This window comes from Dyella sp. 01N448 (genome assembly GCF_056399225.1).
Map to the genome: position 1 here is coordinate 223,135 of NZ_JBFTQX010000005.1, position 20,520 is coordinate 243,654.

The following is a 20,520-nucleotide window of genomic DNA, read 5'->3' on the forward strand; positions in this document are numbered from 1 at the left end:
TGCATGGCTAGGGGACATACTCCTGGTCACCGACCATGGTTACGAACCCTTCTGTCCAGCTGTCGCTGTCCAACAGGCGCTCTGAGACGTCAAAGCCGTCTTCATCGTCTGCAGCATGGGGGTCAATGATGTTCGGATGATTGGCGAAGCCCGGCAGCACCGCCAGACGGTCAATGGCGGCATGCGCAGCAACTTGGGTGCGATAGACGCCGATCATCTTCCAATCTTCGATGCCGCCTGGAAGAGTGTGCCTATGCTGGACGACAAATACGCTTTCCATCCTCGCGTTCCCCCCGTGTGCTTCATCGCGCCTTATTCGCGCCGCTGATCATGTCTGCCCGTCAGCGGCCCCATGGCAGGCCGCGAGGGCTTGCGTCACATGCGAGCCGCTCTTGTCACCCTAGGAGCGCTCGACGCCTTTCAGCAGCTGCACTTGCCACTGTCCGCCCAGGCGTATCGTCCTGGTTTCATCGCCGGGAAGCTCCATGCACCCAGACCACGCATTGTCAGAGGGAGTGCCGGGAGCATTGGGAGCGACCGCTTCGGTCATCAGCGAAACATGCAGCTGCTTGGGGTCCTTGCAAATCCGCCTGATCGACACGCGCACCCGGAAGGCGGCATGGTCGCCTTCGACGGAATCCGTTGAGGCGTACTCCGACGGTTGATCGTCAGGGACTGATAGCGAGGTCTGGTTGACTATCTTGCCGCCGCGAACAAAGGTCACACCGACGGTTGTGATCGGCGTCATTGCAGCAACCGCCGGCATCGCGGAGGCGAACGGAGCCATGGCGCAAGTGGCGACGAAAAGAACAGACGAAACGATTAAACCCTGTGCACATCGATGCATGGCGAGACACTCCCTGTGGTCATAGCCAGTCACGGGCCCCTACAGTGGCTCCGTCGACAACGATTGTCAGACGCTTCCATTTATCACGCAATCCGCCGGGATTGGCCCGGCCACGCTGCGGCATGGACGGGGCACCCCATTCTTGTCGGACTTGATGTTCAACCACTCCGAACCCGGCAGCTCGCCCGAAAGTCGCCAACGTTCTTGATGGCCGTCCAAAAGGAAAAAGGCCGGCGTAGCCGACCCTTTCCTGTTTCAACGCCTGGAAGTCATTGCTTCTTCGGCGGCGCTTCCTTCAGACCACGGTTGAGCAGCATCGGCTCGATGCTCGGATCCTTGCCGCGCCAGTTCTTGTACATGGTGGCCAGGTCCTGCGTGTTGCCCTGCGAGAGGATCATCGCGCGGAAGCGGTCACCGTTCTCGCGGGTCAAGCCGCCCTTGTCGACAAAGCCCTGGAAGGCGTCATCGGCCAGCATTTCCGTCCACAAGTAGGCGTAGTAGCCGGCGGCATAGCCGTTGCCCCAGATGTGCTGGAAATAGCTGGAGCGATAACGCGGCGGCACGTAGCTCAGGTTGATCTTGGCCTTGGCGAGCGCATCCGTCTCGAACTTGTCCGGATCCTGCTTGGGCGCATCCGCGCTCAGGCTGTGCCAGCTCATGTCGAGCAACGCAGCACCGAGCAGTTCGGTCATGTCGTAGCCCTTGTTGAAGGTCTTGGCCTTCTTGAGCTTCTCGACCAGTTCCTGCGGCATCGGCTCCTTGGTCTGATAGTTCTTCGCGTAGTTGGCGAAGATCTTCGGATCGGTCGCCCAGTGCTCGTTGAACTGCGAGGGGAATTCCACGAAATCGCGCGCCGTTGCCGAACCCGAAAGACTCGGATACTGCGAATTGGCGAACATGCCATGCAGGCCATGGCCAAACTCGTGGAACATGGTGATCACGTCGTCAAACGACAGCAGGGCCGGCTGACCCGGCGCGGGCTTGGTGAAGTTGGCGACGTTGAACACCACCGGCTTGGTGCCCAGCAGCTTGGACTGCGCCACCAGGTTGCTCATCCAGGCGCCACCCTGCTTGTTGTCGCGCTTGAAGTAGTCGCAGTAGAACAGCGCCATCGAGGTGCCGTCCTTGTCGAACACTTCGAACACGCGCACGTCAGGCTGCCAGACGGGGATGTCCTTGCGCTCCTTGAAGGTCAGGCCGTAGAGCTGGTTGGCGGCGTAGAACACGCCGTTCTGCAGCACGTTGTCGATTTCGAAGTACGGCTTGATCTGCGATTCGTCCAGATCGTACTTGGCCTTGCGCACTTGCTCGGAGTAGTGGTTCCAGTCCCACGCCTCGACCTTGAAGTCACCCTTCTGCTGGTCGATCACGTCCTGGATGTCCTTGGCTTCGCGCTCGGCGCGTGCCGTGGCAGCCGGGGCCAGCTTGTCCATGAAGGTGATCGCCGCTTCCGGCGTCTTGGCCATCTGGTCTTCCAGCTTCCACGCGGCGTAGCTGGAGAAGCCCAGCAGTTTGGCTTGCTCCGCGCGGATCTGCGCGATGCGGGAAATCAACTCGCGCGTGTCGTTGTCGTCGCCTTTTTCCGCACGATCCCACGACGCCTTGAACAACTGCTCGCGCGTAGCGCGATCGTTGAGGTTCTGCAACGCCGGCTGCTGCGTGGTGTTCTGCAGCGGGATCACCCACTTGCCATCCATCTTGCGACCGGCTGCCGCCTGCGATGCGGCGGCGATATCGCCATCGGACAACCCGTCGAGCCTGGCTTTGTCATCTACCACCAGCGCACCGGCCTTGGTGCCAGCCAGCAGCTTCTTGGTGAACTGAGCGCGCAGGCCGGACTCTTCCTTGTTGAGGTCCTTGAGCCTGGTCTTGTCGGCATCGGAAAGCTTCGCGCCGCCGCGCACGAAGTTCTTGTAGGTGACCTCTACCAGGCGCCTGGATTCCGGGTCGAGCTTGAGCGAATCGCGCTGGTCGTAGATCGTCTGGATGCGTTTGAAGAGCTTGTCGTTGAGGACGATGGCGTCCTGATGCTCCGCAAACTTGGGCGCTTCGTCCTGCTGCACCTTCTGAAGTACGTCGTTGGTGTTGGCACCCGTTACCGCAAAGAACGCGCGACGAACGCGGGAGAGCAGCTGCCCCGACTTCTCCATGGGGATAAAGGTGTTCTCGAAGGTCGGCGCATCCGGGTTATCGGCAATCTTGTTGATCTCCTCCAGGTGCTGCTTCATACCCTCCTCCAGCGCGGGCTGGTAGTCGCCATCCTTGATCTTGTCGAACGGCGGCGCCTCGAACGGCAGCGTGCTGGGCGAGAGGAACGGATTGACGGCATTGACCTCGGCGGCCGGCGCCACCGAGGACGCCTTGGCTGGCGCGGTGCCGGCGGTAGCAGGACCAGGCGGCGCGGCCTGATCGTTCGATTGCTGCGAACAGGCAGCCAGAGCAATGGACGTGGCTATGACGAGCGTACGAAGGCGTGGCATCAGGACTTCCCCGGTGGACTGCACAAACCCCCACCTAACCACACCTTGCCTCGCCTGCCATGGGTCGAAAGTCAGGCCCGCACCTATTCAGCAGGCCGCCGCCCCTCCATTACCAACCATTCGCGAAATGTCGCGATGCCGGGCAGCCAGGAACTTTCGGCCCGACAGCCCCGCAATGCGCCCGTTGCGACGCCAGCTTCAGCTTCCCAATCAAGCGGATGAGCCCATCTGCTGCCAGCCCGCCAGTGACCATGACGCTACGCGCGATCACCACGCCCCGGCCACCGGTGACCGACTGCAACATCGCTGCAGAATGGTTGAGAGGTGAGCACTTTTGACGAACTGGCGGCTGGGGTCTGCTTCGGGTCGAAAGCGGACATGTCACCCTCGCGTAACGAGGTAGCCCTGTAGGATCGCTCGCTTCCAACCTCTGCCGTCCATGCATTGCAGGATATTGTCATCGACGCTTTCTGTTGGCGTATACCAGTGTGACGATCGCTCCAACTGGTCTGCGCAGGCCTTCAGGCTCGCATCAGCCAATCCGTTGTCGCAACTGTCTTTCGAGATCGGTAGCGGCGCCTCTTTGGGCGCCCAACAAAGCGTGGCATTAGGGGCTTCCAACATGTTCGGCGTCGCTCGCACATACGGGTTGAGCTGACTGCACCCCATAGTCATGGCGAAACCTAACAACGAGGCCAGCAGCTGGCTAATCCGGCGACGGCCTATCTTGTTGGTTTGGGGCATCCCTAACTCTCCTCACTGTAGCCGCAAGCGATCTCGGCGCATGTCCGCTTTGGGTCGAAAGCGGACCTTTCATCACGCCCAATCAAACATCACAGATGAGGCCCGTCGAACAGACATTGCCCTGTCTTTTTGTCGACCTGAATGTGCTCTGGGATGCCGGCCTGTGCGCCGCAGAACTCCATCACTTCGCTTACGTTGAACGTAGCCACGATTTGTTCGCCGGTGTCATCAACCAGAATCTCTGCAGCCATTTGGCCCGGGGAAATGGAAGACGCAAGCTCAATTTTTGCCAAGCCTCCTTTTACCGACCAGGCGTCGCTCTGGCCAGGCTTTAGGCGGCTCGCGTGAAGCGAACATCCAAAGTAGCTCCCCGATAGAGTCGGTCCAATTTCATTCTGGAAGGAAATTTCGGTGAGCGATGATCCGTCATAGGAGAGGACAAGCTCCTGATATGCGGACTTCGCCTGAACACGTCCCTGAAGGCAGCGTACATCGTGCGTCGCCCAAGCGGCCGTTGTCGAAAGCGCGAAAGCCCCAGCCACGGTCCCGATATACCCAAGTCGCATAGAACCCTCTCCCCTGAAAACTTGAGGTCCGCTACGGGTCGAAAGCGGACACTCCTGATGGTATCAAAGCCTCATTCCAAGCCAGATAACCGCCTCCGTAGCTCGCTCAACGATCGGGCGCAATGAGCGATACCAAATGCTGCCAGAAGGAATCTGCGCTAAAGATCGGTCGTGATGCTCCCTTTCCTCAGAGACAATGGAAGAGATTGCAGCAACGGCCGCGCTGTCTACACCTTGCAAGGTCCGCAGTTGTTCTTCCAGATGGCGAAGCACCACGCTTTCCACAGCTACAGTGGTCGCAGATATTGCGGAAGGTCCGGCCAATCCGGTGATAACACCCAGTACAAACCCGCCCGCTCCGCACAGGGCGTAACTTCTGCATCGCCGCTGCCCCCTGCGTTCAAGCTCGGCAGCAAAGATCGCGCGATGGCCACGTTCGTGGGACCTAAATTCGATGAGCTCTGGAACTAGGTCGCGAGCCCGGATACTCGCCATCCAAATCTGGCCGGTGTAGATGGATATCGCACCGAACTCACCGGCGTGATCCACCTTCAGGATTCGACTTCCCAGGTCCATCCGAGTCATTCGCCCCTCCCTGCGTGCCACTGAGCCTATATCCATTACGTCCGATTTGGGTCGGAAGCGGACCTTACGAGTGGTCAGATAGACCTTGCAAGAGCTGCTCTGCCCGCGCCGGAGTGAGCTGTGCCGTCAACTCGGGATTGGCCAGTTCAAAAATGGCTTCTCCCTGAGGCGAGCTAGGCTCATAGTCAATGTCCTCTCGACACTCGATGGCATTCGCCCACTCTTCAAGCTGCGCAGCTGACAACTTCGCCTGTATATAGCGACTCAAGACATTCCGGATGTGCGATTCCTTAAGTTCGGCAAGCGGTTCATCGCTATCCCAGCCGTATACAGCTAGATCAGCAAGAACATCCCTCACGGGGCGCTCGTAGCTCAACAACTCTCCAACAAGTCTTGCGCGATCCATTGGTTCACCCTCCAAACTGAAAGCTGGGATGTCCACTGTGGGTCGGAAGCGGCCACTCAAGGTCGCATCACCACCCCAAGGGCGGCGCAGAAGGTGCTTTCTTAAGTTTTGATACTTTGCCAATGGTGAAGGCGCCACACCATATTCCGAAAGCCGCAAGCGACACCATGATGCTTGCGGCGAAGATGACGCCAAGCATTTTCCCATCGTCGCTTTGAAAAAGCCTCCATTCAGACATTCCGCTGCGGTCGATCGACTGCGCCACAAAGACGAAGAGTGGGCCAGACACTCCCAGTGTGACAGCGCCAAAAAGCAATCGCGCCCAGAGACCACATGCCAACCACTCATGGCACAGCGGGCACTGAAAATCCTTCCAAAAACGCGATGGAACAAAGTCCAGAACCCTGACGTCAATGGCACGTTGACATACCGGACAAAACGTGTGAATCCTCATATTTGATCCCCCCCTAGAACAGCAATGCTCCGGGCTTCCCGATGCCCTGTCCCGCTACCACCGTGTCGGCTTTGGGTCGGAAGCGGACCTATTCGGCAGGTGGCGCAGAGGCCGCACTGCGACGATAGATTTCGTGCGCCACTTGCCTTGCCTCATAGAGACTCAGGTCAAAGACGCCGGCAACCAAAAGCGTGCATTCGAAGTTTCGGAATCCGTCTTCGCGTGCCTTCGTGAAGACGTCACTCGGCGACGCCCCTGACTGTTTCATGGTTATGTATGGCGCTGGATCGTCCGGTCCTGCGGCCTCTGTCGCTATCATATGTCCTCCGCCCACCCCTTGTTGCTAATGTCCGCTCTGGGTCGGACGCGGACATTACTAACTAGTTGTCCAGACCATACCAGCCGAGCATAGTCCGCTCACGATCGGGCTAGGTATTCCGAAAAGTTCTCAACGATTTTGTCCTGGGCTCCCGGTCGCCAGATCAATGGAAGTTCGCACCGAACGTCATCCTTCTGGGTCACGCACAAAGTAACCAAGTCATCGAATTTCGAGAACATGCTTCCCGCCAAGAGCCAGATTTCTCCGACCTGATGCTCGTCACCATCTGCATCTACGAATGATTTGTGGACTTGGTACGCAGTACCTGCATCAAGTCCGCGAAATTGCGGAATCAGGTGTTGCCAGTCCATGCGCTTCGTATGCATCGTCGTGCCCCAAAGGTGGATTTCAAAGCGGGTGGATAGCTGTCGTTTACGGCCCAAAAACTGTCCGCTTCGGGTCGGAAGCGGACATTGAGCGTTACGTTTTCAAAGATGATGTTCCACCGATGCACGGTCAATGACAGCCGCACGCTTCTTGCGCTTAGGCAGGGAGCCTGATTGCATGCCTCTGGATCGTCGGATGGCCCATATGGGCCACCAAAGGAAGTTGCCGAGCGAAATCGCTGAACCTATCCACGTCAGTGGCTTCAACCATTGAGGATCAGCGCCCTTGGACTCGTGTAAGCCAGGGATCAAGGAAAGGAGCGCGATGATCCCGATGAACGCCAAGACCGGAGCGACCATAAGGAGGGGAAGCCCAATGAACGTCTTCCCGTACGTTTGAAGGACCTCAGCCCAGTTCAGGGCCGTTTTCTCGGTAATGTCGAACCGGTTTTCCTGCGAGGCCATGAGACCCACGGGCGAGGCGCTAAGCCGCGTGCTTTCGCGACCAAAGTCTGTCAGTACATTCAGGCGGTAACGGCCCAGCGGAACGATAGGAATGTAGAAGACGGTCAGCCATTTGGTCGCTGATGAGTTCTCCTCGGCCTGGTGCTTCCATCCATAAAACATGGTGCCGAAACCATTGAGCGTCGCCATACCCCCCCCCCGGGTCGATCTCTCAGTGTTATTTGGTCATGTCCGTATTGGGTCGGAAGCGGACCCTTCAATCACTATCGGCCTCTGAGCTTCGTCCATCAAGCGGAACATCGCAGTTGACGCATTTGGGAGAGAGGCCGCTCCAGTACCACGAGCAGTAGAACAACTGCTTGCACCGCGGGCACGTACTAAACGACCAAGCAACCACAGGAACGATCATCAATCCCAGGGTTACAAGCGCGACGCACGGAAACAGTTTGGGCGAGATCGCTGACGCCAGGGCGAAGATCAGAGGGGCGCAGAGCATGGTGCCGATGGCAAACTTTTTCCTTTGCCTTATCCGCACGAGCCCGCCCACGATGGCCGGAGAAATTGGATCTCCATACATGTACTTTCCAGTCACTTAAGTCTCCCCTCCGAAATGTCCGCTCCGGGTCGAAAGCAGACCTTCTACTTGGCTCGCTTTCGCCCTTGTTTACCCAGGATCGCAAAGAGCTCACCCATGGAGAGCCGGTCGTGCCAGATCTCCTCTAACGACAGGTGATGGACTCTATCCAGGTCGTTCGCGAGAACCTCAAACTCCAGCGCGTCGGGCCAGTCGCTCACGGGATAGCGAGCCCGGTAAATGGCCAATAACTCGTCATCCGGGCGAAGCAGGAGGGCCTGCCGCCGAGGAATGGCAAACGCGGCGGCGAACAACCAAAGGAACTGCCGGATGTCTTCTTTCGGCGAGCCGGGGAACTCCCTGCGCCAAAGCTTCCCCATACATTTCCGCCCACGATAGAGCTCCATGCTCTTGTGCGATATGTGCAAGAGCAGTCCGCCGACAACGGAGGCGCCGATGATAACGAGCACAAAACCCACCATGTTGCCTCCTTGGCGACGATCCGCCGCGGGTCGAAAACGGACCATGCAACAACATCAACTGCCCTCTGCACCTTCCTCAGGCGGCCCAAATGCGACGTAGCCAGCGATGAAAGGAAGAGTCCCTGCGAGAAACGAATAGAACGTCAGCTGATGCCATAGGGCCAAACCCGAAATCACGTACAAGATAGCCATGGCCAACGACAGAAAGAAACCAACAAACGGGCGCCGCTTAAGGCAAATGATTGTGGCAATGCCCAAGAACCCACATGCCACCCAACCAACGTGCGCAATGGGCGCCTCGCCTCTCATGCGCTGTATGACTGGCGTCGAGCTGAAAATGTGGAAGGCCAGATCGAATCCGATCGCGAACGGGCCAATGGACATCCAGCCCACTAGCCACTGCCCTATCCATCTAGCCGAAGCTGTTGACCCTCTCATTTCCCCTTCCCTATAGGCCATTTCCGCCTCGAAGATCCTCGCACCGTCTACTTTGGATTTCGACACGCCGGCCGAACGATTCCAGCAATGTGTTGCGTCGACCGGCTGAAGTCGCAGTCGAAAGCGGACTAATCCTCTCCGCGCCGCAGGAATCGCCCTAGATGCCTCGGCCCTCCTAAAAGCCCCCACGCAACGAGACCAATGAAGCTAAGAACCCAACCGAGGCTCAATGCCGGCAAATAGGGCCAGATCTCTTCATAGCCATCGATGCGATACGTGAAACTGTACTTCGACTTCTGGATTTTTCGTTCATAGTGCAATACGCCGGGTTCGAACTCGAACATATAGGGCTCAAACACCTTGCGCGACTGATCGGGAGATATGGCCTCATGCTCTGTGGTGCACCTGTTACCCCAAGGCTGCTCACAGGCCGTGAATGGCTCACCTAGAGTCACGTCTCGCTGGACAGAAAACACCCATGCAATCTGATACGAGCACGTAAAAAGAACGATCAAGCAAGCGTGAAGCAGCATAGTGAAGAGTATGAAGCACCACTCACAAAAATCCTGATCCAGAAGGCGCTCACGGAGTTGCTTCACCGATCCGTCCATTTCTTACCGCTCCATCCTTTGCATCGCCAGTGTCTGCTTCGGGTCGAAAGCGGACAAATTATCAACGTTATGAAGTCGTCCCACCAGCGCTCAGGGCAACGGTCTGCCGATGCGCGGCACTAATTCTTCGAGAACCGTATTGGCGAGAAGCTCCCTAGCCTCATCATCAACCTTTGCCGCTCGAAAGGAGACAGACATGGCCATCGGACTTTCTCCTGTCCAGCACTGAATTTTCACGCCCTGACTGTCGATTCCTGACACATACGGGCCTTGGGCGTCACTATCCCCTCGCCGCCAAGTGAAACCGGGAAGCGCTTCCGAAAAGATTGCGAAGACGTCGCCATCCGAAAGCCCCGACTCAATGTCGATTGAGATAAAGTCGTTCATTTCTCACCTTGGTATCGCCAATCCAACCGGTCTTCGAAGCGTCCGCTCCGAGTCCGCAGCGGACATTAAATGTGTGCCGTTTGACGAGTAACCCTGGGTCTGAACTTGGTGTTAGGCATCGTGCAACTCGAGCATGCGTTTGGCCTCATTCGGCACTTCCTGGTAGCTCGGATACTCAGGCTCCATGGCGGCGACAATCCTCCATTGCGCAACAGCATCCCTCTTGCGCCCACACCTGAGTAAAGACTCAGCAAGAAACAGCCTGGCGTCGCCTAAGCAATAGTGTGGCTTGAGTTCAACGCCTTGGGTTAGAGGCCCGATCGATTCGCTCCAAAGGCCGAGGCGCTGTAAACAGACACCGTATGCAATGTGATAGCGGGGATCAGACGAGTCAGTAGTGAGCGATCTGTAATGAACCAAAGCAGCACTGTGCTTGCCCTGGTCCTCTAGAGTGAGAGCATCTCGGTAAATCGCATCATGGTCCATTGCACACCCAATCCTTGAGTCACAAGACTGTCCGCTTCGGGTCGGAAGCGGACCTATTTCTGTTACTCGACAGTGCGAACAACCTCGTAGCGAGGTTGACCAGGTATCGAGCTGTCTGAGGCAACCCGAATCCGATTCTCCCTGATCAAGTCGCTTATCGCTGGCATGAGGGACGTGGTCATCTCTGGATTGGCGCCCATTAGTCGCCGGTCTAGGTGGTACCACGTCCATCGACCGTCGTTCTCGGAGATAGCCTCGAAGACCAACTCTTTGAAGACATCAAAGTCCATTCAACACCCCTGTCCTTCAGATCTTGGTGGTGTTCGTAAGGTCCGCTCCGGGTCGAAATCGGACGGTCCGGCGCAAGCAAGAATTCCGGTCAGTCCCACTTCAAGTCGCTGAGCTTCGTCGTCTGGCCCATCTTTCCGGCGTAACCCTTGCACGCAGCAAGGTCGCGTCTCCGCAGCACGTCCCCATCCGACCGCCAACGAGCGAGCGCCCCACCAATCTCGGGATTCGCGTTGCCCAAGTCTTCGATTTCTCTCAGCTCAGATAAGTTGAGGGCCGAAATATCTTTCTTGCGCTGCGTATACGCGTTGAGAAAACCTACATAAAGGCCAAGTGGAAGAATCAGCGCCACTCGGTAACTCTGGCGATGTTGAATGTCGTTGTGGCCAAGGTAGGCAAGAATCATGGCCACCCCCAGCGACGCTACAAATACCACCCTCCGCAAAACCTGACGGCGCTCTTCGCGCTCCACGTCGGCCCTCGCAAGAGGTACGTGTGAAAAAGCGGTTCCCTTATCCATGCCCCCTCCGGGCTAGGTCAGCACATCATGGCAGCCAATGAACGCGCGCCAAGTATGTCCGCTTCGGGTCGAAAGCGGACATTTCATCTTCCCGCAGTGCCGTAAATTAACGGACCACCCTTAGAGTTGTTTTCTGGCCGACCAGGGCTGCCGAATCAGAAGGGTTTCCGACCAGGATTGCCGCGTCGGGCAGCCACCTTATCGACCGATTACCCTTTAAGAGAATCCAGTCGCTGAATCGGACAGCGTCTGGATATGCCGACCAGTCCGCTCTGACATTGGATGCGCCTGTTCTTATGTCGAGGCCAGCATCAGTTAGTGAAACTGTCACCTCGGCCCCGAAACCGGCTTTACGTTTGAACCTCTGCATTAGACCCCGTTTCGTGGCCCAGATGCCGCCTACCATCGTTAGGCATGTGATGATGAAGAATGGTGCAACTCCCTCCACCAACGTCGTGCCGACTGCCAAGACAATACACAGAGCGCACGCCGCGCCCATGAGGCCGAATTGAACCGAAAGTCTCAGTAACAAAGCTCCTTGCCGATATTGCCGGTCGATCACGGCCGCGAAGTAATCCGCGTCGCATAGATAGCGATAGTCAATCTGCACACCCCCTCCTTTGTGCCCGCAAGCAGATGCCGCCCATCCTGGTGAGGATGGACCCACCCGAATTCTGACATGTCCGTATATGGACCCCTCCCCTTTGCCAAGCATCTCTTAGCTCTGGCGCCCGTGTCGACTGCACACGTATATCCGGCCTCTAGATGCTGCACCGTCAGACTGCAAACAAAGGGGTCAGAGCACTTTCTCTATAGGCTCATTGAGGAAGATCTAGTTCGCGTAGCGAGAGTTCGGCCACGAGGCAGGCCTAGAAAAGTGCTATGAGCCCTTTGTCCTCTTCAAGAATGGCAGGAATGCCGGCAGCAGCTTCCTCCGGGGAAATACCTGCGCAGGACACGGTGACACGATAGGTTGCTGCCATTTTCCCTCCGCCTACGGAAGTGTCCAACGCTGACCTGGGCAGCATCGCAAGCTCAGCGACATCGAGCAAGGTGGCGACGTCCGGAGCAAGAAGCCGAACGTCCATGGCAAACAGGCCCATCTTGGCTAAGTTGCGTTCGCACGGTTTGTACAAGGAGCCGTTGATGGAAGTCCAACAGGCGAGTAACCGTTTCAGCTGTCTCGATAGACAACTGGAATTGTTACAAACAACGACCGCATCACGGCCAAAAAAGCATCGTCCCTAAAAAGCGTAACGACGTCACATTTCTCGTTGGGCCGAGTTGTCCGCCGTGATGGCGCTGGCTATCGTCGCCGCGCGTGGTAGTTGGTACCCATGGGATCTCGAGCGCTCGCGTGCCTTGGACGGATTGTTTCGTGCAAAGCAGGACCCGCATTCAAGGTCTTTGCTCTTTGGCCGATAGCAGCTTGCCGTCAATCTTTCCTTCGCGCAGAGAATCGTGACGGTGCGCCACCTTCGGTATTCCGGGTTTGTTGCACTAGCAGCCAAGCATGCGCATCACTTCTACTGGGCCAAATTCTTGAGTGCTAGGGGGCATATGAGAATTTATAGGAACACTCGCCGGCAGGCGGGCTTTACGTTGATCGAATTGATGATCGTCGTAGCCATCATCGCGATCCTGGCAGCCATTGCGATACCTGCGTATCAGAATTACGTGATTCGTTCTCAGGTGATGGAAGGCTTTTCGCTAGCCGAAGGCCCGAAGCTCGCAGTCGCCGAGTACTACTACAACACCGGCACGTTCCCTACCACGGAAGCTGAGGCGGGGCTGCAGAGCGCCAATGCCTATGCCGGCAAGTACGTGGGCCGTGTAGATGCACTTTCGCGGCCCGGTAACGTTCTGGTGCACTTCGACAACACAGACGGGCAACAGGCCAACGCCGCCATCGCCGGCCTTCAGCTGGGGTTTGCCGCGGTAATCACCAATGGCTCGGTCCAATGGGTGTGTACCGACCGAAACATCAATGGCATCCCTCTTCAATATCTGCCCTTGACCTGTCGCTGATGCACGCCGAATAGTCGGTTTGGAGCCGTGCTCGCCTGGCCGATAATGCATGGGCCCATGACGGGCATTCGGACGGCGTTCGCGCTTTCGCCCCGCGCCCAGGTGCGGCCGCCGTCCACTTCACCGTTAACCCGCGGGTGGCCTGTGACCGACTGCCCCGCGGGACTGCCTGGCGTGACCTCGCATAAGCCTGCTTCATCGCAAACGTCACCGGACTGAAGCACGCATGCTTCGCAGCCGCATTTGTCGGTGCAGCGGCACGCGCACAACGGCTGGCACGTGCATGGCACGGGGGCAACCTTCAAAAGTCGGGAAATTTGATGCCCCGCTCCACGGCCAGGCGCATTGTCCTGGCATCTGGGTGAGCGCCGCGGTGCACCAGGGCATCGACAATGCGCTGGTTCCTGCACGTCACCGCGCCGCGCAATGCGCTGTTGCCGTTGGGCAGCGCAAAACTGGCATCGGCTCCGGCCTCAAGTAATACGGCGACGTTTTCCGCCCTGTCCTCCCAGGCCGCCGCCATCAACGGCGAAAATTCATCTGGCTGCCCTGGATCGGGGCGAAGGCCGTGGCGCAAGAGCGCCTTGATCATCGCCGGTGAACCGTGTTGGGCAGCCTCATGCATCGCCATGCTGTCGGCGGCGTCTTTGCGCCACTGCGCTCCCCGATCGAAAAGGCTGTCCAGCAGCGGCACGTCGTCGGCAAGCACGGCTAACCCGAGAGACGTTATCTCCAGGTCGCCGAACGGATAACTCTTGTTGGGATCGGGCAACGCAGCCACCAAGGCGGCGAGCCTTTTCCGATCAGGCCGCGAGGCGCCAGGTGCCGCGCCTCCACAGATGGTGTCACCCCGCATGTTTGCCATCGCCACGTCGTGCGCGGCAACAAGCACGGCCGGGTCACCTGCCGCCTTGGCCAGTGTGCTTGATGACGCGACGAGCAAGATGAAAAACAGGCATTGAAGTCTGCGCACGCAATCCCCCTGGCTCACCCTATCCCCCTCGCCCAAGACCGGTCATGTCTCGACGGTCCGCTTCGGCTCGAAAGCAGACTTATTCACGAAACCCAGACGGGAAAGCGAATGAGCGGCTTCCACTGATCTTTGGCGCGGCGCATATACACAAACAAACCCTGCCCGCAAAGGCTACCGCAGTGATGAGCCACGTAGACAACCGCGATTTCTCCATCCGGGGAATAGCCCGGAAGACTCACGGACGTCCAGCCAGTGGCTCCGGGATAAGATTCGTACAGCTTCTTCCAGGCCTCGTCCAACGATGCCTTGCCCGCCGCCATGGCTTGACCGTCGAAAATCCGTTGGATCTCCTGCTCGCGGTGCAGCCGCACCCCCTTGCATTCAAGGCTTTCCGGCAACGAAGTTGCGGAGCCGCTTCTGCGTTTCAGGTCGGCAAAAGCACCTGACTCATCGACCGACTCCAGATCGTCGCTCCCCCTGGGGGCAACAGTAGTAGACGAGAGCAGGACATAACCATCCTCTGCCCGGCACTGCGAACTCAGGGCGGCTCGCAAGACCGCCGCATCTTCTCGCTCTAATGTCTGCGCACTTGGGCCGGCCTGTGCTGACAGGCATGGCAATGCAACAAACGCAAAAGCTGCAACGAGTCGTTTCAGCATTTCTCCTCCCATGGCTTCCACTTGAAATGGTTGCAAGCAGGCATTCCTGATAGTCCGTTTCGGATCGAAAGCGAACGTTGTCGCCCGCAGGTGACCTTGGTGGGTGCCCGCCCCATGCTAGCGGTGATCGAGGTGGGCGAAGGCCCGGGACGGCGTTGCCCTGGCGACCAACGTCCGTGCGTTTTCCCAAAAGGACTCTTAGACTGCCGCCAGGAATCGCCACGGAGCTCGATGTGATGCGATGGTCTGGCTACCTGGTTTCGCTTTGCCTGCTCATGGCTCCCGTGATCGGAAGCGCACATGCGGTGGCCAGCCCTCCGCCCGACGCCAGTGTCGTCCTTGGGCATTCGACTGTACCGCTGAACGGCCCGTGGCGATTTCACCTTGGCGACGATGATCGCTGGTCCTCACCGGACTTCGACGACAGCGGATGGGAAACCGTTGACCTCACGCCTGCTGCCGGCGCGCATGATGGCGATGTCGGCCTGCCGGGTTACGTCACCGGCTGGAGTCAACGCGGCCATGCCCACTACACCGGCTATGCCTGGTATCGAATGAAGGTCGCAGTCGACAGCGATAAAGGTAGCGCACTTGCCTTGGCTGGCCCGACGCTGGTGGATTCAACGTATCAGCTCTATGTCGACGGAACGCTGGTCGGCGGCCCGGGCGAGTTCTCGCAGGCACCGCCCACGGTATTCGCCGCCAAACCAACTGTCTTCGTGTTGCCCACGTCACCATCGACTCAAACGCAGACCTACGTCATTGCATTTCGTGTATGGCTGGATCCTCTTGAAGCGGGTGCGGAGAGCGGCGGGATGCATGTTGCTCCCGTGATCGGCGCGGCAGATGCCATAGGCCAGCTCCATCAGACGCAGTGGTTACAGACGTTCAAGGGTTACGTGGTTGATGCGGTCGAGCCGCTCGCCCTGGTGCTGCTGGCGATCATGGTCGTGGGGTTGATGGCGAGCAGGAGCGCCGACAGTTATCGATGGCTGGTCGCCGCGCTGGTCTTTCTGGCGCTTCTTCGCCTCAATCAGGTGCTGTTTTTCTGGACGCCCTATCTCAGCTTGCGAGGCTACGACATTGCCGTCACCGTACTGCTGAGGCCCCTCACGCTGGCCGCATGGACGCTGGCATGGCGCGACTGGTTTGGCGTGGACCGGCACTCATGGCTTGGGCGCGCCGTCGGCGCACTCACGGTGGCTTATGTGGCCATTGCATGCCTCGGCCGCCCCTGGTTTGCACCCGAAGCAACCCATGGCTTCAAGCCATTTGCCGGCATGATCATCGAAGGCCTGCGCCTGGTATTTGCAGCGCTTTACCTCTGGACTATTGGCCTTGGCGTGATGCGATCGGCCAAGCCCTCCACCTGGCTGGCCGCCCTTGCAGCGATCCTTGTGGGCATAGGCCTGTTCGCGACGGAGCTCAGCGCCGTAGGAGTGCCAGGAATCTGGTTTCCGTATGGAACGGGGGTTTCGAGGAGCCAATATGCCTACGCCATCTTCATCGCGCTGTTGTTTGTGCTGATCCTTGTGCGATCCGTTGGCTACGCCAAGAAAGTAAGAGCCGGGGCCTGAGTACACTTTTCAGCCCCACCTCATGGGAGTGGAAGCACGGGAAGCGTCGCCCCCTTGCCCTTTATTCACCCGATATCGAGCGCTCTCCACTTACAGCCGCGTAACGGGAGAAGGCGCATGTTGAGGGTGTGCCGAGGCACGGTTAGCCCCGCCTCGCGCCTCAGATTGTTTGCATGGCTTTGTTGTAGGTCCTCTGAGCTTTCTCCGCGTATGTCGGAGCCGCAGGCTAGCGCTTGCTCTTGACTTGCCAGCCGCAGGTCCACACTCGAGGCATCGCCATGTACAACCCCAATCAAGTGAACTCGCTTTACTTCTATCCGCACACGCTGCACTTCTCTCCCGTTCCGGAAGCGACGGACAGTGAGCAGCGCAATCGCTGGTTTCCGAGCTACAAAGCATCTGCCGCGAGCATGTGGGCAAAAACGCCGGTAGCGCAAGCCAGGCGCGCTCCTGAGCGCGATTCGCGCAACAGCGACAAAATTCGCCAGGGAATGGACGATGCCCGCATGGATGACGACGGTGCACCCATACAAGCGGCGCCCAGCGAGATTGCCGACGGGCGCTCAATCCTTGTTCAGTCGCCAGATCCCTTTACGCCCCGCTCAACCAAATAAGCACAAAGGCAATCCTCATGACCAGCATTTCGGGCAAGACCACCAACGGCTTTACGTATGAAGGCGACTACGAACACGCAAATCCGGATCGCGTCACATGGACTGCCATCTTTCGGCGCAGCGGTGTCTTCTTCGGCATGCGGCATGGTCGCGTCAGCGAACTTACGGGCGTCCCCGCCGGAGAGATCAGCGAGGCCGTCCAGGACGACATCGAGTTTGTTTGGGTCCAGGCGCGGTAACTATCCTGCAAGCAAGGCGCACGTCCAGTAGATCGCGATTGCCAGCTGCACGGCGAAAAAGAAAAAGCGAACGTTGACCGCCAGGACACTCAAGGAGACTAGGTGAGTGACGGATTGGGCCATGCGGGCCACCAGAAGCCATGGGGCCAGCCCATCAGTAACACCGCTGCGGCCGGTCACGATGGCCACGAGAAGAAGACCGCCAACCACAGGGAGACTCTCGATGCAGTTGGCATGCGCTCGCGCCAGCCGCTGCAAAAATGGCGAGAGGTTCGCGTTATCAGGCTTGAACTCGTTGGATCGGGCGCGCCCGGAGACAACCAGATAAGAGCGAATGCCCTCCATGAGCACGAGCAAGAAGAGTGTCCATGCGATGAAGAGCGTCAGTACCAGGCTTGATGTGCTCATCGATCAACCCTTCTGCGTGCTGAGGCGGACGAATGGGGCGCCCGGGCCAAGAGTATCGGCTACCGGGACTTCATGGATACCGGACTTCAGCCCAGTGCCGCCACGATGAATGTCCGCCAGGGGTCGGAGGCGCACGTCGCCCCTGTCAAAACTTCGCTGGATAGCTTTTGTGCTCCGGCCCCTCAGCCGCAGAACGCCAAGCGCAGGCCTGGCAACCACATCGACCCAGACACGGTCGACTGCAGCTTGACCTGCATCGACAGGGCACGAACCGGGTCTGCCCCCTGCGCATCACGAAGAACGAGGCGATATCAAAAAAACCGTCTGTCGAGGGATAGCGACACAGGCCCTCTTGGGTCGGGTCAAGATTCGTGGTCACGGCTCAGCCCCGCCGGCCGCTCTGCGCGCGCGGCCCATTGGTCCATCGCCGAATAAAGTTGACTCCACCACCACAGGCGATCTGGCGGCCCGACGGTGCGTGTCGAGGTATAGACCATGTGCTCAAATGCCAACTGTATCGTTTCCTCGGGCTCACCATTGCTCTGGAGCCTGAGCAGTTCTGCATCCAGGGACAAGAGTCCATCAGCCAGCTGTGATCGAGTAAGCGCCATGCAGTCTATCGCCCCGAGGCTTCAAGACAGATCGAACAAACCTCTTGCATGAGTCTGTTATTCGCCACGGTAACCCTGCCGCACGACGGCGCTTCAATGGCCGGCGCGTGTCGATAAGCGCCGCGACGGAATGGTCGGAAGCAATGCCCCCATCCCGCCAAGGCGCGGACGATCATCGCCCGCCGCCCCGGTTGATCCTTCGGGCCGCATCCACGACCGCCGCGAGGTGCTGTCTTCGCGACAGGATCGGAGGTGGCTTCGACGCGGGCGCTCCCAACAGGCGATCCCACACATCGCGCAGGTGAATAGCGAGCTGGCCGAGAGCACTCGCAGAACGGTGAGCATCGAGGGGAAAGTGGCCGGCCACGGCTATCGCCTAAAGGGGACCCTGCGTGCGCCGAGATGGCGATCCAGGTGAGAAGGCCAGCGAGGAGTTCGGGCGAAGCTCCCGCACCTCTCAAGCTGCGCTTCCTCCCGTTAGTGGCCAGTTAAGCCGAAGGCCTGCCGCAACGACGAATCGTCAGGCAGAGCCCCTTTCACGGGCATCAAACAGGGCCGCTCTACTTAGGCAGGCTGACCACTGCCTTGAAGCCGCCGAAGATCATGCGCTTGCCGTCGAAGGGGCACTCGCTGGCGGCATCCATGCGCGGATCTTTCATGAATTTCTCCATGCCGGCATCGCGGGTGGCCTTGTCGGGCCATTCCACCCAGGAAAACACCACGGATTCATCCTGCGTCGCCTGCACGGCGCGGCGAAAATCGGTGAGCTTGCCATCGGGCACGTCGTCTCCCCAGCACTCCACCACCCGGATAGCGCCGAACTCAACGAATATGGCGTCGAAAGTACGGGCGTGCTCGATGAATTTCTCGCGGTTGGCGTTGGGTACGGCGATCACGAAACCATCGATATAAGACATGACTATCTCCTTCGCGGAAGGGGTGGCCGGCATGGTCACCTTCATGGATGCGACGAACGAGTGCTTGCGGGATCGACACGGGGCTACGGCCCCACGATTTGACGCTCGAAGAGCCTCCAGTGCCCTTCGGAGACCACCTCGACGGCACCGTCCACCACCTTGATGGCTGTCTCGTCGTCGAGCGCATACCCTGGCACCGGCAGCCGCGCGGCCCACTTCTCGGCGTCGGCCATCGTGTTCTGCGGGCACATGGCGTTGTCCAGATGCGGGAAGATCGAAAAGCCGACCATGCCCAGCGCGCCATCACCGCCGGCGGTCGGCTTCCAGCCCACGAACCTCTCGCCCACGTACGGAGCCATCACCATGCTGCCGGCACTCAGCCCCACATAGACCGTCTCGCTGAGCGACGAGAACAGATCCGCCAGGCCGGACTCACGCATCCAGTGGTGCAGATACAGGACGTCGCCACCACACACCAGCAAGGCATCGGTTTGCCTGACCAAGGGGACCCAGTTCTCCTCGTCGATGCTGGGCAGCGCGGTCAGTTCAAGCATGCCTACGGACTTCCATCCCAGCTCGACCATGGGCGTCGGCGTCTGTCCGGCGATCTGCCGCCACGTCATGACCGCGGTCCCGGGCAGCATGCCGTACATCGCGGTGGGGATGCACAGAGCGGTCGACTCGGCGATGGGTTTGCCGAGCATGTCGACGAGCGCGTCGCGGATGCTCGGGTTGCTGACGCCCCCGGAGGTGAGGAGAAGCTTCATCGCGCTTTCCTTGTCCATCGAGAGCTGGGAACGGTCACGGCGGAGTGTGTGAGCGTTCGAACACTGCCGGATGCTTCAGCAGATGAGTCAATCACGGCGTCGCTGACTCGCACAAGTGTAGGAGTCAGCGGCCGCGGACTGGCAGGCTCGCGCCATGCTGCTTCAGATAGCCGTTGGCGACGTGCAGTTCGACACCGTCGAGGCCTGCACGAGCAAACGGGACGGAGGTAGTTAAATCGACCAATGGCGGTTGGACTCAACCGCCTCCGCTCGATTTATCGTGCGTCTGTCGTTAATCGACGAGGGGACGATAGGCACGGATCACCGGCTTCGCCCTCTCCAGATCGTACCGCGCCTGAAGTGCCAGCCAGTAGAAGGCGGTGGTGTCGAAGGCAAGGGAGAGGCGGATGGCGACCTTGGGCGTGATGGGGTGGGTGTCGGCGATGAAGGCTTTGATCTGATCGGAGGGTATGCCGCTGCGACGGGCGAGTTGGGCGGGGTTGAGTGCGCTGGGGATCAGGTAGGCGTGGAGCAGGATGTCGCCGGGGGCTCGCAGGGGTTGCGAGGGGTCTACTTCCGAGTGCGGGGTGAGCTGGATCAGTTCCATGGTGGTTCCTCCCTGTCGGACACGGCCGCACAGCGGATAGGCGCTTACAGCGCTCCGTGTCAGTGAATGCTTGGCAGCTTCG

General features: G+C 59.0%; 23 protein-coding genes. 4 read left to right on the forward strand and 19 right to left on the reverse strand.

Annotated features, from left to right (window positions below):
• Positions 1 to 7: 7 nt before the first annotated feature.
• The 13 genes from AC1DKY_RS10650 to AC1DKY_RS10710 all read right to left on the reverse strand — a co-directional run bounded on the left by AC1DKY_RS10650 (position 8) and on the right by AC1DKY_RS10710 (position 12,141).
• The gene (locus AC1DKY_RS10650; protein WP_441603981.1) at positions 8 to 280 is read right to left on the reverse strand and encodes a hypothetical protein; all 273 of its coding nucleotides are present in this window, start codon (positions 278 to 280) and stop codon (positions 8 to 10) included.
• A 120-nt stretch (positions 281 to 400) separates the two neighbouring features.
• Entirely contained in the window at positions 401 to 748 is a 348-nt protein-coding gene (locus tag AC1DKY_RS10655; RefSeq protein WP_477179921.1) for a hypothetical protein, read from the reverse strand.
• Positions 749 to 1,116: 368 nt separating this feature from the next.
• On the reverse strand, positions 1,117 to 3,327 hold the full coding sequence (gene dcp / locus AC1DKY_RS10660; RefSeq protein ID WP_441603983.1) for a peptidyl-dipeptidase Dcp: 2,211 nt from the start codon (positions 3,325 to 3,327) through the stop codon (positions 1,117 to 1,119).
• 381 nt (positions 3,328 to 3,708) lie between these two features.
• The gene (locus tag AC1DKY_RS10665; protein WP_441603984.1) at positions 3,709 to 4,071 is read right to left on the reverse strand and encodes a hypothetical protein; all 363 of its coding nucleotides are present in this window, start codon (positions 4,069 to 4,071) and stop codon (positions 3,709 to 3,711) included.
• Between the two features lie 89 nt (positions 4,072 to 4,160).
• The gene (locus tag AC1DKY_RS10670; RefSeq protein ID WP_441603985.1) at positions 4,161 to 4,637 is read right to left on the reverse strand and encodes a hypothetical protein; all 477 of its coding nucleotides are present in this window, start codon (positions 4,635 to 4,637) and stop codon (positions 4,161 to 4,163) included.
• 63 nt (positions 4,638 to 4,700) lie between these two features.
• The gene (locus AC1DKY_RS10675; protein WP_441603986.1) at positions 4,701 to 5,222 is read right to left on the reverse strand and encodes a demethoxyubiquinone hydroxylase family protein; all 522 of its coding nucleotides are present in this window, start codon (positions 5,220 to 5,222) and stop codon (positions 4,701 to 4,703) included.
• Positions 5,223 to 5,286: 64 nt separating this feature from the next.
• Positions 5,287 to 5,598, reverse strand: a complete 312-nt coding sequence (locus AC1DKY_RS10680) for a hypothetical protein (RefSeq protein WP_441603987.1) — start codon at positions 5,596 to 5,598, stop codon at positions 5,287 to 5,289.
• A gap of 97 nt (positions 5,599 to 5,695) precedes the next feature.
• Entirely contained in the window at positions 5,696 to 6,082 is a 387-nt protein-coding gene (locus tag AC1DKY_RS10685) for a hypothetical protein (RefSeq protein WP_441603988.1), read from the reverse strand.
• Positions 6,083 to 6,889: 807 nt separating this feature from the next.
• Positions 6,890 to 7,441: a hypothetical protein gene (locus tag AC1DKY_RS10690; RefSeq protein ID WP_441603989.1), complete on the reverse strand. Its 552-nt coding sequence runs from the start codon at positions 7,439 to 7,441 to the stop codon at positions 6,890 to 6,892.
• Between the two features lie 450 nt (positions 7,442 to 7,891).
• Complete coding sequence (locus AC1DKY_RS10695; RefSeq protein WP_441603990.1) at positions 7,892 to 8,308, reverse strand: hypothetical protein; 417 nt, start codon at positions 8,306 to 8,308, stop codon at positions 7,892 to 7,894.
• Between the two features lie 1,139 nt (positions 8,309 to 9,447).
• Positions 9,448 to 9,744, reverse strand: coding sequence for a hypothetical protein (locus AC1DKY_RS10700; RefSeq protein ID WP_441603991.1), 297 nt, complete (start codon positions 9,742 to 9,744; stop codon positions 9,448 to 9,450).
• Positions 9,745 to 10,609: 865 nt separating this feature from the next.
• Positions 10,610 to 11,038, reverse strand: a complete 429-nt coding sequence (locus AC1DKY_RS10705; RefSeq protein WP_441603992.1) for a hypothetical protein — start codon at positions 11,036 to 11,038, stop codon at positions 10,610 to 10,612.
• Positions 11,039 to 11,907: 869 nt separating this feature from the next.
• A complete protein-coding gene (locus tag AC1DKY_RS10710; protein ID WP_441603360.1) occupies positions 11,908 to 12,141 on the reverse strand; it encodes a hypothetical protein in 234 nt (77 codons plus the stop codon).
• 358 nt (positions 12,142 to 12,499) lie between these two features.
• On the opposite strand from AC1DKY_RS10710, the gene AC1DKY_RS10715 reads away from it, so the two are divergent.
• Positions 12,500 to 13,066: a pilin gene (locus tag AC1DKY_RS10715; protein WP_441603359.1), complete on the forward strand. Its 567-nt coding sequence runs from the start codon at positions 12,500 to 12,502 to the stop codon at positions 13,064 to 13,066.
• Between the two features lie 301 nt (positions 13,067 to 13,367).
• Here AC1DKY_RS10715 and AC1DKY_RS10720 read toward each other — a convergent pair whose 3' ends face one another.
• Both AC1DKY_RS10720 and AC1DKY_RS10725 read right to left on the reverse strand, forming a co-directional pair.
• Positions 13,368 to 14,039 (reverse strand): ankyrin repeat domain-containing protein, encoded by a 672-nt coding sequence (locus tag AC1DKY_RS10720; protein ID WP_441603358.1) that lies wholly within the window; start codon positions 14,037 to 14,039, stop codon positions 13,368 to 13,370.
• 83 nt (positions 14,040 to 14,122) lie between these two features.
• Positions 14,123 to 14,734 (reverse strand): hypothetical protein, encoded by a 612-nt coding sequence (locus AC1DKY_RS10725; protein WP_441603357.1) that lies wholly within the window; start codon positions 14,732 to 14,734, stop codon positions 14,123 to 14,125.
• A gap of 140 nt (positions 14,735 to 14,874) precedes the next feature.
• Here AC1DKY_RS10725 and AC1DKY_RS10730 point away from each other — a divergent pair, with 140 nt between their 5' ends.
• The 3 genes from AC1DKY_RS10730 to AC1DKY_RS10740 all read left to right on the forward strand — a co-directional run bounded on the left by AC1DKY_RS10730 (position 14,875) and on the right by AC1DKY_RS10740 (position 17,128).
• Positions 14,875 to 16,275: a glycoside hydrolase family 2 gene (locus tag AC1DKY_RS10730; protein WP_441611229.1), complete on the forward strand. Its 1,401-nt coding sequence runs from the start codon at positions 14,875 to 14,877 to the stop codon at positions 16,273 to 16,275.
• A gap of 278 nt (positions 16,276 to 16,553) precedes the next feature.
• On the forward strand, positions 16,554 to 16,889 hold the full coding sequence (locus tag AC1DKY_RS10735; protein ID WP_441603355.1) for a hypothetical protein: 336 nt from the start codon (positions 16,554 to 16,556) through the stop codon (positions 16,887 to 16,889).
• Positions 16,890 to 16,906: 17 nt separating this feature from the next.
• Positions 16,907 to 17,128: a TonB-dependent receptor gene (locus tag AC1DKY_RS10740; RefSeq protein WP_441603354.1), complete on the forward strand. Its 222-nt coding sequence runs from the start codon at positions 16,907 to 16,909 to the stop codon at positions 17,126 to 17,128.
• Here the strand turns inward: AC1DKY_RS10740 and AC1DKY_RS10745 are convergent, their stop codons facing one another.
• From AC1DKY_RS10745 to AC1DKY_RS10760, 4 genes are all read right to left on the reverse strand, one after another.
• Positions 17,129 to 17,536, reverse strand: a complete 408-nt coding sequence (locus AC1DKY_RS10745; RefSeq protein ID WP_441603353.1) for an MAPEG family protein — start codon at positions 17,534 to 17,536, stop codon at positions 17,129 to 17,131.
• Positions 17,537 to 18,707: 1,171 nt separating this feature from the next.
• Complete coding sequence (locus tag AC1DKY_RS10750) at positions 18,708 to 19,064, reverse strand: DUF1428 domain-containing protein (protein WP_441603352.1); 357 nt, start codon at positions 19,062 to 19,064, stop codon at positions 18,708 to 18,710.
• 83 nt (positions 19,065 to 19,147) lie between these two features.
• Positions 19,148 to 19,831, reverse strand: coding sequence for a Type 1 glutamine amidotransferase-like domain-containing protein (locus AC1DKY_RS10755; protein ID WP_441603351.1), 684 nt, complete (start codon positions 19,829 to 19,831; stop codon positions 19,148 to 19,150).
• A 292-nt stretch (positions 19,832 to 20,123) separates the two neighbouring features.
• Positions 20,124 to 20,438: a HigA family addiction module antitoxin gene (locus AC1DKY_RS10760; protein WP_441603350.1), complete on the reverse strand. Its 315-nt coding sequence runs from the start codon at positions 20,436 to 20,438 to the stop codon at positions 20,124 to 20,126.
• Positions 20,439 to 20,520: the final 82 nt, after the last annotated feature.

What these genes read in the sequence shown, in the direction of transcription:
- AC1DKY_RS10650 (WP_441603981.1), bottom strand. Translation starts at nt 280, where the DNA reads ATGGAAAGCGTATTTGTCGTCCAGCATAGGCACACTCTTCCAGGCGGC.
- AC1DKY_RS10655 (WP_477179921.1), bottom strand. Translation starts at nt 748, where the DNA reads ATGACGCCGATCACAACCGTCGGTGTGACCTTTGTTCGCGGCGGCAAG.
- dcp (WP_441603983.1), bottom strand. Translation starts at nt 3,327, where the DNA reads ATGCCACGCCTTCGTACGCTCGTCATAGCCACGTCCATTGCTCTGGCT.
- AC1DKY_RS10665 (WP_441603984.1), bottom strand. Translation starts at nt 4,071, where the DNA reads ATGCCCCAAACCAACAAGATAGGCCGTCGCCGGATTAGCCAGCTGCTG.
- AC1DKY_RS10670 (WP_441603985.1), bottom strand. Translation starts at nt 4,637, where the DNA reads ATGCGACTTGGGTATATCGGGACCGTGGCTGGGGCTTTCGCGCTTTCG.
- AC1DKY_RS10675 (WP_441603986.1), bottom strand. Translation starts at nt 5,222, where the DNA reads ATGACTCGGATGGACCTGGGAAGTCGAATCCTGAAGGTGGATCACGCC.
- AC1DKY_RS10685 (WP_441603988.1), bottom strand. Translation starts at nt 6,082, where the DNA reads ATGAGGATTCACACGTTTTGTCCGGTATGTCAACGTGCCATTGACGTC.
- AC1DKY_RS10690 (WP_441603989.1), bottom strand. Translation starts at nt 7,441, where the DNA reads ATGGCGACGCTCAATGGTTTCGGCACCATGTTTTATGGATGGAAGCAC.
- AC1DKY_RS10695 (WP_441603990.1), bottom strand. Translation starts at nt 8,308, where the DNA reads ATGGTGGGTTTTGTGCTCGTTATCATCGGCGCCTCCGTTGTCGGCGGA.
- AC1DKY_RS10700 (WP_441603991.1), bottom strand. Translation starts at nt 9,744, where the DNA reads ATGAACGACTTTATCTCAATCGACATTGAGTCGGGGCTTTCGGATGGC.
- AC1DKY_RS10705 (WP_441603992.1), bottom strand. Translation starts at nt 11,038, where the DNA reads ATGGATAAGGGAACCGCTTTTTCACACGTACCTCTTGCGAGGGCCGAC.
- AC1DKY_RS10710 (WP_441603360.1), bottom strand. Translation starts at nt 12,141, where the DNA reads ATGGGCCTGTTTGCCATGGACGTTCGGCTTCTTGCTCCGGACGTCGCC.
- AC1DKY_RS10735 (WP_441603355.1), top strand. Translation starts at nt 16,554, where the DNA reads ATGTACAACCCCAATCAAGTGAACTCGCTTTACTTCTATCCGCACACG.
- AC1DKY_RS10740 (WP_441603354.1), top strand. Translation starts at nt 16,907, where the DNA reads ATGACCAGCATTTCGGGCAAGACCACCAACGGCTTTACGTATGAAGGC.
- AC1DKY_RS10745 (WP_441603353.1), bottom strand. Translation starts at nt 17,536, where the DNA reads ATGAGCACATCAAGCCTGGTACTGACGCTCTTCATCGCATGGACACTC.
- AC1DKY_RS10750 (WP_441603352.1), bottom strand. Translation starts at nt 19,064, where the DNA reads ATGTCTTATATCGATGGTTTCGTGATCGCCGTACCCAACGCCAACCGC.
- AC1DKY_RS10755 (WP_441603351.1), bottom strand. Translation starts at nt 19,831, where the DNA reads ATGAAGCTTCTCCTCACCTCCGGGGGCGTCAGCAACCCGAGCATCCGC.
- AC1DKY_RS10760 (WP_441603350.1), bottom strand. Translation starts at nt 20,438, where the DNA reads ATGGAACTGATCCAGCTCACCCCGCACTCGGAAGTAGACCCCTCGCAA.